This window comes from Prosthecodimorpha hirschii, assembly GCF_001305515.1.
In the GTDB taxonomy this organism is placed as follows: Bacteria; Pseudomonadota; Alphaproteobacteria; order Rhizobiales; family Ancalomicrobiaceae; genus Prosthecodimorpha; species Prosthecodimorpha hirschii.
Map to the genome: position 1 here is coordinate 4090085 of NZ_LJYW01000001.1, position 12769 is coordinate 4102853.

The 12769-nt window shown below is 69.2% G+C and carries 16 protein-coding genes; 8 read left to right on the forward strand and 8 right to left on the reverse strand.

What is annotated here, in order from left to right; genetic code table 11:
- Positions 1–218: 218 nt before the first annotated feature.
- A complete protein-coding gene (locus ABB55_RS17945; protein WP_420848234.1) occupies positions 219–521 on the forward strand; it encodes a transposase in 303 nt (100 codons plus the stop codon).
- Between the two features lie 232 nt (positions 522–753).
- Positions 754–1185 (forward strand): TOBE domain-containing protein, encoded by a 432-nt coding sequence (locus ABB55_RS17950; protein WP_054360022.1) that lies wholly within the window; start codon positions 754–756, stop codon positions 1183–1185.
- Here ABB55_RS17950 and ABB55_RS17955 read toward each other — a convergent pair.
- Together ABB55_RS17955 and modA are read right to left on the reverse strand one after the other, a co-directional pair.
- A complete protein-coding gene (locus ABB55_RS17955; RefSeq protein ID WP_054360023.1) occupies positions 1139–1591 on the reverse strand; it encodes a winged helix-turn-helix domain-containing protein in 453 nt (150 codons plus the stop codon). The genes ABB55_RS17950 and ABB55_RS17955 overlap by 47 nt on opposite strands.
- Positions 1592–1635: 44 nt before the next feature.
- Positions 1636–2418 (reverse strand): molybdate ABC transporter substrate-binding protein, encoded by a 783-nt coding sequence (gene modA, locus ABB55_RS17960; protein ID WP_054360024.1) that lies wholly within the window; start codon positions 2416–2418, stop codon positions 1636–1638.
- A 122-nt stretch (positions 2419–2540) separates the two neighbouring features.
- Here modA and modB point away from each other — a divergent pair, with 122 nt between their 5' ends.
- Entirely contained in the window at positions 2541–3239 is a 699-nt protein-coding gene (gene modB / locus ABB55_RS17965) for a molybdate ABC transporter permease subunit (protein WP_054360025.1), read from the forward strand.
- On the forward strand, positions 3236–4384 hold the full coding sequence (gene modC, locus ABB55_RS17970) for a molybdenum ABC transporter ATP-binding protein (protein ID WP_054360026.1): 1149 nt from the start codon (positions 3236–3238) through the stop codon (positions 4382–4384). Before modB ends, modC begins: the two co-directional genes overlap by 4 nt.
- Before the next feature lie 93 nt (positions 4385–4477).
- Here the strand turns inward: modC and obgE are convergent, their stop codons facing one another.
- From obgE to phaR, 6 genes are all read right to left on the reverse strand, one after another.
- Positions 4478–5521 carry a GTPase ObgE gene (gene obgE / locus ABB55_RS17975; RefSeq protein ID WP_054360027.1) on the reverse strand — a complete coding sequence of 348 codons (1044 nt, stop codon included), beginning with the start codon at positions 5519–5521 and terminating at the stop codon, positions 4478–4480.
- Positions 5518–6102: a GNAT family N-acetyltransferase gene (locus tag ABB55_RS17980; RefSeq protein ID WP_054360028.1), complete on the reverse strand. Its 585-nt coding sequence runs from the start codon at positions 6100–6102 to the stop codon at positions 5518–5520. Before ABB55_RS17980 ends, obgE begins: the two co-directional genes overlap by 4 nt.
- Entirely contained in the window at positions 6099–6743 is a 645-nt protein-coding gene (locus ABB55_RS17985) for a GNAT family N-acetyltransferase (RefSeq protein WP_054360029.1), read from the reverse strand. Before ABB55_RS17985 ends, ABB55_RS17980 begins: the two co-directional genes overlap by 4 nt.
- Before the next feature lie 165 nt (positions 6744–6908).
- A complete protein-coding gene (rpmA, locus tag ABB55_RS17990) occupies positions 6909–7181 on the reverse strand; it encodes a 50S ribosomal protein L27 (protein WP_054360030.1) in 273 nt (90 codons plus the stop codon).
- Between the two features lie 232 nt (positions 7182–7413).
- Positions 7414–7716, reverse strand: a complete 303-nt coding sequence (gene rplU, locus ABB55_RS17995; protein WP_054360031.1) for a 50S ribosomal protein L21 — start codon at positions 7714–7716, stop codon at positions 7414–7416.
- Positions 7717–8200: 484 nt separating this feature from the next.
- Positions 8201–8776 (reverse strand): polyhydroxyalkanoate synthesis repressor PhaR, encoded by a 576-nt coding sequence (phaR, locus tag ABB55_RS18000; RefSeq protein ID WP_054360032.1) that lies wholly within the window; start codon positions 8774–8776, stop codon positions 8201–8203.
- A 458-nt stretch (positions 8777–9234) separates the two neighbouring features.
- Between phaR and ABB55_RS18005 the strand changes: the two genes are divergently transcribed.
- The 4 genes from ABB55_RS18005 to ABB55_RS18020 all read left to right on the forward strand — a co-directional run bounded on the left by ABB55_RS18005 (position 9235) and on the right by ABB55_RS18020 (position 12682).
- Entirely contained in the window at positions 9235–10410 is a 1176-nt protein-coding gene (locus tag ABB55_RS18005) for an acetyl-CoA C-acetyltransferase (protein WP_054360033.1), read from the forward strand.
- A gap of 188 nt (positions 10411–10598) precedes the next feature.
- Positions 10599–11324: an acetoacetyl-CoA reductase gene (gene phbB, locus ABB55_RS18010; RefSeq protein WP_054360034.1), complete on the forward strand. Its 726-nt coding sequence runs from the start codon at positions 10599–10601 to the stop codon at positions 11322–11324.
- Between the two features lie 283 nt (positions 11325–11607).
- Complete coding sequence (locus ABB55_RS18015; protein ID WP_152982089.1) at positions 11608–11892, forward strand: hypothetical protein; 285 nt, start codon at positions 11608–11610, stop codon at positions 11890–11892.
- A 211-nt stretch (positions 11893–12103) separates the two neighbouring features.
- The gene (locus tag ABB55_RS18020; protein WP_054360036.1) at positions 12104–12682 is read left to right on the forward strand and encodes a Uma2 family endonuclease; all 579 of its coding nucleotides are present in this window, start codon (positions 12104–12106) and stop codon (positions 12680–12682) included.
- Positions 12683–12769: the final 87 nt, after the last annotated feature.

The following is a 12769-nucleotide window of genomic DNA, read 5'->3' on the forward strand; positions in this document are numbered from 1 at the left end:
GATCCGAGGCCCACTCGCCCTGCGGCGGCATCAAGATCGTCAATTAAATCAGAATCTTGCTGCACGTTGGCAGCAGAGTAGGTCCCGGCTCTGCGCTTCGCTTCGGCCGGGAATGCGATGGGAGATTGGGCGCTCTCTGCCAGCTCCATGGGCACGCCCAGATCTCCCGCTCCATCCCCGGCATCGGCCCGGTCGCCGCAACCACGCTCCTCGCTCTGATGCCCGAGCTCGGCCGCCTCTCGCCCAAGCAGATCGCCGCCCTCGCCGGCCTCGCCCCCTTCGCCCGCGACAGCGGCCGATTCCGCGGCCAGCGATCCATCCTCGGCGGACGCAAACGCGTCCGCGACGCGCTCTACATGGGCGCTCTCGCGGCCATCCGACATTGCCCCCGTTTCAAGACCTTCTTCCAGACCCTCCGGGATGCCGGCAAGCCCTTCAAGCTCGCCCTCGTCGCCGTCAGCCGTAAACTCCTCGTCACCGCCAACGCCGTCATCCGAGACCAGATTCCTTTCCACGCATGAAAGGTCTCGACACAGTTGCCGGCTCTGCGCTGGCGCTTCGGCCGGGAATGCGCGGGGAGATCGGCGACCTCTTCCGGCATCGGGCAGTCCTCGAACATTCCGGAACCGCTTTCCCGGGCATGCGCGAAGCCTGGCCGATCCGGGTCGGATTGCGGGGTATACTGGCGGCGGCGGTGGTCCGCTGCGTCGCCGGTCGGGACGCATTCGCCGCTCAGGGGAGCTTGCGCCGTTCATGATCCGGATTTCGACCGCCATCCTGGCCCGCGTCCTGCGGCACGATCCGGCCTATGGGCTGTCGACGCTGCATTTCGCCGATGGGGAATTGCGCGTGCCGCAGGTCGCGCTTGAACCCGGGGCGGGGGTGCGGATCGCCATCGATGCGCGCGACGTGGCGCTGGCGCTGACGCGGCCGATGGATGTCTCGATCACCAACCGGCTGCCGGGGACCATCGCGGCCGTGGAGCCGCTGGCGCTGCCCTATGTGCGGGTCGCGCTCGATCTCGGCGCCACCCGGCTCGACGCCCTGGTGACGGCCGAATCGGTCGAGCGGCTGGCGCTGGAGCCGGGCCTCCGGGCCTGGGCGATGATCAAGACGGTGGCGATCGAGCCGGCCATGATCAGTCCGGCCGATCTGCCGCCGCCGCGTCCCTGGCCGTCGGCGTGACGGCGTCTGCCGGCGTGACGGCGGCCTCGAAGCGCCAGTCGAGGCTGGCGACGATCTCGTCGAGCGCCCGGGCGGTTGTGGCATTGGCGCGCCGCTCGGCCGAGCGGTAGAGCGCGACGAGGCGGCGGCCGAAATCGGTCACCGTGGCGCCGGCCTGACGCCGGCCCGGGAAGGTGTCGATCACCCGGCTCTCGAACATGCGGTTGAGCGCGTCGACCATCAGCCAGGTCTTGCGGTAGGACTGCCCGAGCGCGCGACCGGCCCCGACGATCGAGCGTTCCCGGGCGATCGTCTCGATCAGGTCGACATCCTCGGGACCGATTCGGCCGCCATGCGGAAGATCGACGGTCAGCGACACCCGCGCGGCGGCAGGGCTGGTCTCCGGCTTGGCAACGATATCTCCCATGGCGCCGAGTATGCCGCGCCGGTCGGCGCCAGGGAAGCGCGCGCTCAATAGAGGACCGTGAAGCCCTGCTTTTCGTAGGCCTTGCGTGCGGCGGCCGACCGCATGAAGGCCAGGAAGGCGGTTCCGTCCGCGCCCGCGCCCTTGACCAGCGTGGCGGGGTAGAGGATCGGGGTGTGGGTTTCCGGCGGGAAGGTGCCGACCACGGCGACGTTCGGGTCGGCGGCCGCATCGGTCTGATAGACGATGCCGTAGGGGGTCTCGCCGCGCGAGACGAGGAGAAGCGCGGCGCGCACCGATTCGGCTTCGGCCAGCTTGCCCTTGACGCCGTCCCAGGCGCCGAGCTTTTCGAGCGATTCCTTGGCGTAGGTCCCGGCCGGCACCGACGCCACCGCACCGATCGCCAGGCGGCCGTCGCCGAGGAGCTTGCCGAGGTCGAAGCCGGCCTTGATCTCGACCGGCTTGGTGCCGCCCTTCGGGGCGACCAGAACGATGCGATTGCCGAGGATATCGGAGCGCGTCGCCGGTTCGATCAGCCCTTTGCCGGCGGCATAGTCCATCCATTTCTGATCGGCGGAGACGAAGACCTGGGCCGGTGCGCCCTGTTCGATCTGGCGCGCGAGCGCCGAACTGGCCGCGTAGGAGATCGCGACCTTCTTGCCGGTCGCCTTGGTGTAATCCGCCGCGATCTCGTCGAGGGCGTTCTTGAGGCTGGCGGCGGCGAAGACGACCACGTCGCCGGATTGGGCCACGACCGGGCGGGACGGGGTGGCGACGGCGACCGCCAGGGCGGCGAGGCCGGCGATCAGGGAACGGCGCAGAATCGACATCGGGGATGGTCCTCCGGCAAAATCTTCCGCGGCGGGCTGGATTCCGCCGGTCAGCTCTATACGATCGTGCACGGCTTGAGCCGGAATGCAATATCGTTTGCGATACAGGATAAACCGCCCGCATGGTTGAATTCAGTGCCGAGGAATGGACCGCGATCCTGCTCAGCCTGCGGGTCGCCGGGGTTGCGACGCTGACGAGCCTGCCGGTGGCGATCCTGGTCGCGGTCGTGCTGGCGCGCGGCCGCTTTCCCGGCCGGGCGCTGCTCGACGGCCTGATCCATCTGCCCTTGGTGCTGCCGCCGGTCGTGACCGGTTATCTCCTGCTCGTGCTGTTCGGGCGGCGCGGCGTGTTCGGGGCCTTCCTGGCCGACCATCTCGGCATCGTCCTCTCCTTCCGCTGGACCGGCGCGGCGCTGGCCGCCGCCGTGATGGGCTTCCCGCTGATGGTGCGCGCCATCCGGCTGTCGCTCGAAGGCATCGACCCGCGGCTCGAATCGGCCGCCGGCACGCTCGGTGCGGGTCGCGTCGCCACCTTCTTCCTGGTCACGCTGCCGCTGGCGCTGCCCGGCATCGTGGTCGGCGCCATCCTGGCCTTCGCCAAGGCGCTCGGCGAATTCGGCGCGACCATCACCTTCGTGTCCTCGATCCCGGGCGAGACGCGCACGCTGGCCGCGGCCATCTATGCCGCCACCCAGGTGCCCGGCGGCGACGCCCAGGCGTTCCGGCTGACGCTGGTCTCGGTGGTGATCGCGCTGATCGCGCTCGTCGTCTCCGAGGCGCTGCAGGCGCGGGCGCGCCGCCAGACGGGTCTGATCGCATGATCCGCTTCGAGGCCGACCGTCGGCTGGCCACCGGGGAGGGCGGGTTCCGGCTCGAGGCCCGTTTCGAGAGCACGGCGGCGGTCACGGCGCTGTTCGGCGCCTCGGGGGCCGGCAAGACCACCGCCATGCGCATGATCGCCGGCCTGATCCGCCCGGATCGCGGCCGCATCGAGGTCGACGGCCAGGTGCTGGTCGATACCGAGCGGGGCGTCTTCCTGCCGCCGCGGCGCCGGCGGATCGGGCTCGTGTTCCAGGACGCGCTGCTGTTTCCGCATATGAGCGTGCGCGCCAACCTGATGTTCGGCCGCTGGTTCGCCCCGCGCGACAGCCGGGCGGTGCCCTTCGAGCCGGTCGTCGCGACGCTCGGCATCGGTTCCCTGCTGGGCCGCCGGCCCGCCAGCCTTTCGGGCGGCGAGCGGCAGCGGGTCGCCATCGGCCGGGCGCTGCTGTCGAGCCCGCGCCTCCTCCTGATGGACGAACCGCTGGCCGCGCTCGACCGGCCGCGCAAGCTCGAAATCCTGCCGCTGATCGAGCGCCTGCGCGACGAATTCGCGATCCCGATCGTCTATGTCAGCCATGCGGTCGAGGAGGTGGCGCGGCTCGCCGGCCATGTCGTGGTGCTCGATCGCGGCCGGATCGCCGGCGAGGGGCCACCGGACCGGGTGTTCGGGCTGGCCGCCACGGCCGGGGTCGACCGCTTCGATCTGGTCTCTGTGCTGGCCGGCCGCGTCGATGCCTACGAGCCCGCCTATGGGCTGACGCGCATCGTCCACCCGGCCGGCACGCTCTGGCTGCCGGGACCGGCCGGCGAGCCGGGGCGCGAACTGGCGATCGTCGTGCGGGCGACCGACGTGACGCTCGCCGCCGAGCCGCCGCCGGCGCGGATGAGCGTGCGCTCGGTGCTGGCCGGGACGATCGCGGCGCTGCACCCGACCGATCAGGCGCTGGCCCGGGTCGAGATCGCCCTGCCGGGCGGCGGCACGCTGGTCGCCTCGGTCACCCGCATGGGTCTCGCCGCGCTCGGCCTCGGTCCGGGCGATACGGTCCATGCCCTGGTCAAGACGGTCTCGCTCGACGAGCGGCCGATGGCGGGCGGTAGCGCCGCTGTCGCCGCCCCCGGTTCCGCAGGCGCGGCGCCGGGCTGAGGGCAGGGTACCCCGAACAGGGCGCGTCCCCGAGTCGAGCGGGGCGGGCTGAGCGGCGGGCCGTGTGGTGGCGGGATCGTCCTGAGGCGGCCGTCAGGGCCGCCAGGTCTGATCCTTGGCGGCCGGGATCTCGTCGGCCTCCTCGGCCACGTCGGTGTCGATCGCCCGGAGCAGCGCGCGCAGCGTCTTCTCGACATTCTCGCCGCTCGCCGAGGACAGCTGGATCGGCACGCGCCGGGCCGCCTTTTTCAGGGCGGCGACCTTCTCGGCCCGCTCGTCCTCGGTCAGGGCGTCGCATTTCGACAGGGCGACGATCTCGGGCTTCTGCGCCAGGCCTTCGCCGTAGAGCTTCAGCTCGCGCCGGACGATCTTGTAGTCGCGCACCACGTCGTCCGAATTGGCATCGACGAGGTGCAGCAGGACGCGGCAGCGCTCGACATGGCCGAGGAAGCGGTCGCCGAGGCCCTGGCCTTCATGCGCGCCCTCGATCAGGCCGGGAATGTCGGCGAGCACGAATTCGCGGGTGTCGACCCGGACCACGCCGAGGCCGGGATGCAGCGTCGTGAAGGGATAGTCGGCGATCTTCGGCTTGGCCGCCGTGACGGTGGCCAGGAAGGTCGACTTGCCGGCATTGGGCAGGCCGATGAGACCGGCTTCGGCGATCAGCTTCAGGCGCAGCCAGAGCGCCTTCTCCTCGCCGTCCTGGCCCGGATTGGCGTGGCGCGGCGCCTGGTTGGTCGAGGACTTGAAATGGGCGTTGCCGAAACCGCCATTGCCGCCGCGCGCCAGCAGCACGCGCTGGCCGATCTCGGTCAGGTCGGCGATCAGGGTCTCGCCGTCCTCCTCGAGCACTTCGGTCCCCTTCGGAACCTTCAGGGTGATCGGCGGCGCATTGGCGCCGGCGCGGTTGCGGCCCATGCCGTGGCCGCCGGTGCGCGCCTTGAAATGCTGCTGGTAGCGGTAGTCGACCAGCGTGTTGAGGCCCTCGACGCATTCGATCCAGACATCGCCGCCGCGCCCGCCGTCGCCGCCGTCCGGGCCGCCGAACTCGATGAACTTCTCGCGCCGGAACGAAACGCTGCCGCCCCCGCCGTCGCCGGAGCGGACATAGACCTTGGCGGTGTCGAGAAATTTCATCGCTTCGTCTCTTGCCAGCGCCTGCGGGTCAGGCGCGTGTCGATATGGGTCACGGTCGTGTTGCGGGCGAGCGAGAAGACCTCGCTCTGGCCCACCACCTCGAAGCCCGCCCGCCGCTGGATGGCGAGCGAGGCCTCGTTGCCGGCGAAGATGCCGGAGCCGACCCGCGTCAGTCCCAGCGTCCCGAAGCCGTGGGCGAGAACGGCGGCGACCGCCTCCGTCATCAGCCCGCGCCCCCAATGCGGCGGACCCAGCCAGTATCCGAGCATCGGCAGCGCCGACAAGCCGGCGAGCGCGATTCCGCCGGCCAGCCGACCGTCGACCTCGATGGCGAGACCGAGCTTGTCGGGGAAGCCGCCGCCGAGCGTCTTCTCCAGAAAGCTCCGGGCATGCTCGGGCCCGTAGGGATGCGGCACCAGCGCGAGCCAGCGCGCCACTTCGAAATCGGCCAGGAAGGCCGTCATCGCGGGCGCGTCGTCCCAGCCGTAGGGCCTCAGCCGCAGCCGGGCGGTCTTCAGGACCGGTCCGGCGGCGATGCCCCCGGACGCCGCCCCGCCGACGGCCTGGCCGGAGCCGTTCACGTCAGCGCCCCGGCGAGATGCACCGCCGTCGCCTCGCGGCGCGCGACCGAGGCATCGCGCCAGGCCCGCAACGACTTCCAGACCGGCCGCTCGATCCGGAACCGGTCGACCGGCACCATGCCGCGCAGGAACAGGGACGGGCCCATGCCCTGGCCGGCATACTGGAAGCCGCTCTTCTCCAGAACCCGGCGCGAGGCACCGTTGGTCACCCGGCAGCTGGCCGAGACCGACGGTGCGTCGAGCCGGTCGAAGGCGAGATCGACCATGGCCTGGGTCGCTTCCGTGGCATAGCCACGCCCCCAATGGGGCCGCCCGATCCAGTAGCCGACCACGAAGCGTTCGCCGTCGCGCGGCATCAGGCTGGCCGTGCCGATGAAGCGACCGGCGTCGTCCTTGGCATAGATGCCGAAATTGACCCGCAGCGGCGACACGTCGGTATTGTCGATGAAGGCGAGCGCGTCCGCGACCGAATAGGGGTGCGGCATGCTCGACAGGTTCTCGGCGATGGCGATGTCGTTGGCGAGTTCGGCCAGCCGCTCGGCGTCGTCCCGGGTCGGCTGGCGCAGCACCAGTCTCGCGGTTTCGACGATCAGGCTGGCCAAATCCTCGACCGGACTTGTCGGATCGGTCCTGTCGCTCATTCCTGGATCCTCCGGACGGAGTGATGGGGGGCGAAAACGAGTTGGAGGGGGGATGGTGCCCCATCACCCCCTCCGTCGCCCCCATCCGGGGATTTCAGGAATTCAGCGGAGCTCTGATCCGCCGGGGTCTTGGGACACCGGCGGAAGAGAGGTCATCTCGCCGGGTTACTCCGCTGCTGCTGCCATATTCGGCGCAACGGATACGTAGGTTCGGCCGTTGGCTTTGGCTTGGAACAGAACCTTGCCTTCGACGATGGCAAAAATCGTATGATCCTTGCCCATGTCGACGCCCTGGCCGGGATGCCACTTGGTGCCGCGCTGGCGCAGAATGATGTTGCCCGGAATGACGGCTTCGCCGCCGAACTTCTTGACGCCGAGGCGACGGCCGTCGGAGTCGCGGCCGTTGCGGGACGAACCGCCAGCCTTCTTATGAGCCATGATCGAGCTCCTTCACTTCGTCTGCGGGCGGTCCGGCCGGTCTCGGCGGTCACGCACCCGCGGGTGGATAACAGATCGGCGCCACACTAGCCCCGACATTCGGATTCGACAACCCGCGCAAGGCGCGGATCGGGTCTCCGTTCTGCGCGCGCCCTCTCGGGAGAGAGCGGCGCATCCGGAAGGCGAGGCCGGTCGCCGGGTCCCTGGCCGTCGGGCCGGGACCCGTCCCGCCTCAGGCCGCGGCGATGCCGGTGATGCGCACGACCGTCAGCTCCTGCCGATGGCCCTTCTTGCGCTTCCAGCTCTTGCGGCGGCGCTTGACGAAGGCGATCGTCTTGTCGCCGCGGGTCTGCTCGACCACGATGCCGGTGACGGACGCGCCGGCCACGAAGGGCGTGCCGATTTCGTTGCCGACCATCAGCACTTCGCCGAAGGTCACGGTCTCGCCGGGGGCGGCTTCGAGCTTCTCGATGGTAACGACGTCTTCGGCGGCAACCCGATACTGCTTGCCGCCGGTCTTGATGACCGCGAACATTGTGTAGTCCCTATGTGAACGGCTGCCCCGCTGGCTGCGAGGTTCCGTTTTGCTTCGCGCGTCCTTCGGCGCCGCCCCGGACCCTGGTGCTTCGCCCGCCCCCATGGGGCGATCGAAACGGGTCGATCCGTCCGGTCGAGACCGGCGGAAGGAAGCGGACTTGACGGCCTTGCCGGCGAACCGGCGGCCAAGCCTCGAACAGCGCAATGAGCCGGGCTTGCGGCCCGGCTCTCGCGAATGGGGGCGTTATATCGAGGGATCGGCCGAAGTCAAGGAATTCGGCCGGGATATCGACGGTGCCCGGGGTGCTGCGGCCCGTAGCGAGGATGGGGCGGCGCCGGAACAGCGTGTCGCCGGGCCGGCCCGTCATCGGACCGCGGCGCTGCGGGGGCAGGTGCTATCAGGAAGGGACGCGCCGGGACAGGGTCAGCCGGGACAAGGACTGCCGCAGCGGGCCGGCAGGGCCGGCGCCGCGCGACCGGCTTCAGCTCTTGCGCTCGGCGATGGCGTCGAGGCGGCGCTGCATGTCCTCCATCTGCTGCTTGAGGCGGTCGAGCTCGTTCGGCTCCGGCTTCTCTTCCGCACGCGCCTTCGGAACCTCCGTTGCGGTGCCGGAGAAGGGCATGAACATGCGCATGGCGCGCTCGAACATCTCGGTATTGCGCCGGACCTGGTCCTGCATCGCCTCGAAGGCATTGTTGCCGAAGGCCTGGGTCATATGATCGCGCAGCTTGCCCTGTTCGCGGGTCAGGCTGTCGATGGAGAATTCGAGGTAGCTCGGCACGAGGTTCTGCATGGAATCGCCGTAGAACCGGATCAGTTGCCGGAGGAAGGCGATCGGCAGCAGGTTGGTGCCCTTGTTCTCCTGCTCGAAGATGATCTGGGTCAGCACGGACCGGGTGATCTCGTCGCCCGACTTGGCGTCGAACACCACGAAATCCTCTTCGCCCTTCACCATTTCGGCGAGATCCTCGAGCGTCACATAGGTCGAGGTGCCGGTATTGTAGAGCCGCCGGTTGGCGTATTTCTTGATTATGGTCGGTTCTTTGGTCTTGGTCATCGCGGTCAGTCCAGCCCCCCGGGTCTCGACGAATTCGGTCTCGACGGATTCCAGTGATCGGCGTTCCTCGCTGGCGACGGCCCGCCCGGGCCATGCGGGCGATGCGGCACCGGCCGGCCGTCCGCCTTTGCGGCGATCCGACCTGCCGAACCCTCCTCCCGATCGCCTGGATCGGGATCCCTCGGAGGTCCGGATGCCTGACATTATGAAGTTTTTCTCGCAGGGGCCACAAATTTTCTCGCGCCTGCGAAACCGTGCCGCTGTAGTCGGCACCCTCGGGAGAACTGCGCACCGGTCGCCGCCCCCCGACGGATTGCTGACCTCAAGTCGCAGGACCTCGCATTGACACCGGGATCGGCCGTGTCTCTATTGCGCGGGACTGCCGGATCGCCCTCGGGGACCCCCTGCCATCCGGCTTCTCGGATCAAGGACTTCAACCCATCTCGGAGGAACATGCGATGGCTAAAGACGTCGTCATCGTCGCTGCCGCCCGCACCGCAGTCGGCAGCTTCAACGGTTCGCTTGCCAGCCTGCCGGCCCACCAGCTCGGCGCCATTGCGATCAAGGCCGCGCTGGAACGGGCCAAGGTGGAGGCCGCCGAGGTCAACGAAGTCATCCTCGGCCAGGTGCTCGCCGCCGGCCAGGGCCAGAACCCGGCCCGCCAGGCCGCCATCGCGGCCGGCATCCCGAAGGAGGCCACCGCCTGGGGCCTCAACCAGCTGTGCGGCTCGGGCCTGCGCACGGTCGCGATCGGCATGCAGCAGATCCTGACCGGCGATGCCGACATCATCGTCGCCGGCGGCCAGGAATCCATGTCGATGGCGCCGCATGTCGCGCATCTGCGCAACGGCACCAAGATGGGCTCGATGGAGATGGCCGATTCCATGCTCCGCGACGGCCTGATGGACGCGTTCCACGGCTACCACATGGGCAATACCGCGGAGAACGTCGCCAAGCAGTGGCAGCTGACCCGCGGCGCGCAGGACGAGTTCGCGGTCGCCTCGCAGAACAAGGCCGAGGCCGCCCAGAAGGCCGGCCGCTTCAAGGACGAGATCGTCCCGGTCGTGATCAAGGACCGCAAGGGCGACAAGATCGTCGACCAGGACGAGTATATCCGCGCCGGCACGACGATCGACGCGCTCGGCAAGCTGCGCCCGGCCTTCGACAAGGAAGGCACCGTGACCGCCGGCAACGCCTCGGGCATCAATGACGGCGCCGCCGCGCTGGTGCTGATGTCGGCCGAGGAAGCCGCCCGGCGCGGCCTGACCCCGCTCGCCCGCATCGTCTCCTGGGCGACCGCCGGCGTCGATCCGGCGATCATGGGCACCGGCCCGATCCCGGCTTCGCGCAAGGTGCTGCAGAAGTCCGGCTGGACGGTCGACGACCTCGACCTGGTCGAGGCCAACGAGGCCTTCGCGGCGCAGGCCTGCGCGGTCAACAAGGACATGGGCTGGAACCCGGACATCGTGAACGTCAACGGCGGCGCCATCGCGATCGGTCACCCGATCGGCGCCTCCGGCGCGCGCGTCCTGGTCACGCTGCTGCACGAGATGCAGAAGCGCGACGCCAAGAAGGGCCTCGCCACGCTGTGCATCGGCGGCGGCATGGGCGTCGCCCTGACGGTCGAGCGCTGATCGGGCGGGGTCTCCCGCACCGGGCTTCGACGGGGGTGGTGCAGCCGCGCCGCCCCCGTTCCGATGTCCGGCCTTCGCGCTCAGCGACTTTCGTCGAACGCCTTTCGTCCGACGCCGAATTGCCACCTCGACAGTCCAAAGAGTGACCGGCTATTGACCGGCTCCGATTTCTGAACGGGAGAAATGTCATGGGTAGGGTTGCACTGGTCACGGGCGGTTCGCGCGGCATCGGCGCTGCGATCTCCAAGGCCCTCAAGGCCGCCGGCTACACGGTCGCGGCGAGCTATGCCGGCAATGACGAGGCCGCCGCCAAGTTCACGGCCGAGACCGGCATTCCGACCTACAAGTGGGACGTGGGCGATTTCGACGCCTGCACGGCCGGCATCGCCAAGGTCGAGGCCGAACTCGGCCCGGTCGACGTGCTGGTCAACAATGCCGGCATCACCAAGGACGGCTTCTTCCACAAGATGACCAAGGAGCAGTGGTCCGCGGTCATCCGCACCAATCTCGACGGCCTCTTCAACATGACCCGTCCGGTCATCGAAGGCATGCGGGCGCGCAATTTCGGCCGCATCATCGTGATCTCGTCGATCAACGGTCAGAAGGGCCAGGCCGGTCAGGCCAACTACTCGGCCGCCAAGGCCGGCGACATCGGCTTCATCAAGGCGATCGCCCAGGAGAACGCCTCCAAGGGCATCACCGCCAACGCCATCTGCCCCGGCTACATCGCCACCGAAATGGTCATGGCGGTGCCGGAAGAGGTGCTGAAGACCCGCATCCTGCCGCAGATCCCGGTCGGCCGCCTCGGCCAGCCCGAGGAGATCGCGCGCGCGGTCGTCTTCCTCGCCTCCGACGACGCCGGCTTCATCACCGGCTCGACCCTGTCGGCCAACGGCGGCCAGTACATGGCCTGACGGCGGTTGCGAGCCCGGTCCTGGACCGGACTCCTATCGCGGCAACCGTTCGCCCGGGAGGGCCGGATGGCTCCGGCTCGGCCCGTTGGCCGGTACCAATCGATCGATCGGCCCGCTGCGGGGATCCTCGCGGCGGGCCGACGCATTTCAGCGGGCAAGCCGACGCCGCCCGGCGACCGGCCGCGACGGGAGACGGTCCTGTTCCGCAGCGGCATTGACCTCTCGTTGCGGCTCCGGGATACTGCACGGCATCCCCATCCTTGGATCAGCGCGAGGGATGCCCATGAAATTCTCGATCGGTAAAGTCTCGATCGGTCTCGCCGCCGGGCTCGTGGTCCTCGGGTTCGCCTGCGGAACCGCCGTCGCCGGCAATTCGACCATCAACTATGCCGACGGCACCAAGGCCCAGGTGATCACCAGCCCGACCGGAACGATCGTGCTGCAGTTCGACCGCAAGGGCGCGCGGGTCGGCAAGCAGACGCTTCCCGACGCCGGCGCCGCGGCCCATCTCGGCGTGGTCCAGCGCCTGAGCAAGCCGGGCAGCTCCGTCGTCCACAATCCCGAATAGCCGCGACGGGCGGAGGGCGCCTGGTCGCTTCGCTTTCGGCGACGTCGGGGATCGATCACCGGCTCGCGCTGCAGGCCCATGGCGGCCGGTCCAGCCCCTGAGACCGGGCGATCCCAAGCGTTCGACCCGGCCCGCTCCTGCGGCCCGCAGGCGGGCCGTTTCGTTTTCGCAGCGGTCCGCCTATGCTGGAGCCGGTTCGACGAGGGCGGTCATGGCGGAAGCGGTCGAGCAGGAGCGCCGGATCACGCTGGCGGAATTCGAGCAGCGCGTTGCTGCCGCCGCCGACGGCCGTCGTCTCGAACTGGTCGACGGCCGGATCGTGATGATGTCCAATCCGACCGAGACCCACGAGCAGATCGTCTCGAATTTGGGCGCGCCGCTGAAGCTCGCCATGGATGGCCGCAACTGCCGGACCTATCTCGGCGGCATGCGGGTCCAGGCCAATGACGATCTCGGGCGCTTCGACGGATGCCGTCCGGATATCGTTGTCCGTTGCGGGCCGCGCGGCGACCGCACCTGGATCACCGATCCGGTCGTCGTGGTCGAGGTGCTGTCGCCATCGACCATGGACGTCGACCGCGGCCGCAAGCTGTGGTTCTACAAGTCGCTGGCGAGCGTCTCGCATATCCTTTTGATCTATACCGATCAGATGCGGGTCGAACACTACCGGCGCACCGACGGTGATTGGTCGATGGAGGTTCTGACCCGGCCCGGCGACGATCTCGTGCTCGACGCCGTCGCGTACCGGATCGATCTGGGGCGGATCTATTTCGACCTTCCGATCGGTTGATCGCCCGGTCGATTGCCGGACGGAGGGACGCTGCGGCCGGCCGGGCATCGCAGAACCGGACGTGCCGAAGGCGCTGCAGCGTCGGCC

Bases quoted from the DNA above. Each gene is read 5' to 3' on its own strand.
- ABB55_RS17945 (WP_420848234.1), top strand. From the start codon at position 219: ATGCCCGAGCTCGGCCGCCTCTCGCCCAAGCAGATCGCCGCCCTCGCC.
- ABB55_RS17950 (WP_054360022.1), top strand. From the start codon at position 754: ATGATCCGGATTTCGACCGCCATCCTGGCCCGCGTCCTGCGGCACGAT.
- ABB55_RS17955 (WP_054360023.1), bottom strand. From the start codon at position 1,591: ATGGGAGATATCGTTGCCAAGCCGGAGACCAGCCCTGCCGCCGCGCGG.
- modA (WP_054360024.1), bottom strand. From the start codon at position 2,418: ATGTCGATTCTGCGCCGTTCCCTGATCGCCGGCCTCGCCGCCCTGGCG.
- modB (WP_054360025.1), top strand. From the start codon at position 2,541: ATGGTTGAATTCAGTGCCGAGGAATGGACCGCGATCCTGCTCAGCCTG.
- modC (WP_054360026.1), top strand. From the start codon at position 3,236: ATGATCCGCTTCGAGGCCGACCGTCGGCTGGCCACCGGGGAGGGCGGG.
- obgE (WP_054360027.1), bottom strand. From the start codon at position 5,521: ATGAAATTTCTCGACACCGCCAAGGTCTATGTCCGCTCCGGCGACGGC.
- ABB55_RS17985 (WP_054360029.1), bottom strand. From the start codon at position 6,743: ATGAGCGACAGGACCGATCCGACAAGTCCGGTCGAGGATTTGGCCAGC.
- rpmA (WP_054360030.1), bottom strand. From the start codon at position 7,181: ATGGCTCATAAGAAGGCTGGCGGTTCGTCCCGCAACGGCCGCGACTCC.
- rplU (WP_054360031.1), bottom strand. From the start codon at position 7,716: ATGTTCGCGGTCATCAAGACCGGCGGCAAGCAGTATCGGGTTGCCGCC.
- phaR (WP_054360032.1), bottom strand. From the start codon at position 8,776: ATGACCAAGACCAAAGAACCGACCATAATCAAGAAATACGCCAACCGG.
- ABB55_RS18005 (WP_054360033.1), top strand. From the start codon at position 9,235: ATGGCTAAAGACGTCGTCATCGTCGCTGCCGCCCGCACCGCAGTCGGC.
- phbB (WP_054360034.1), top strand. From the start codon at position 10,599: ATGGGTAGGGTTGCACTGGTCACGGGCGGTTCGCGCGGCATCGGCGCT.
- ABB55_RS18015 (WP_152982089.1), top strand. From the start codon at position 11,608: ATGAAATTCTCGATCGGTAAAGTCTCGATCGGTCTCGCCGCCGGGCTC.
- ABB55_RS18020 (WP_054360036.1), top strand. From the start codon at position 12,104: ATGGCGGAAGCGGTCGAGCAGGAGCGCCGGATCACGCTGGCGGAATTC.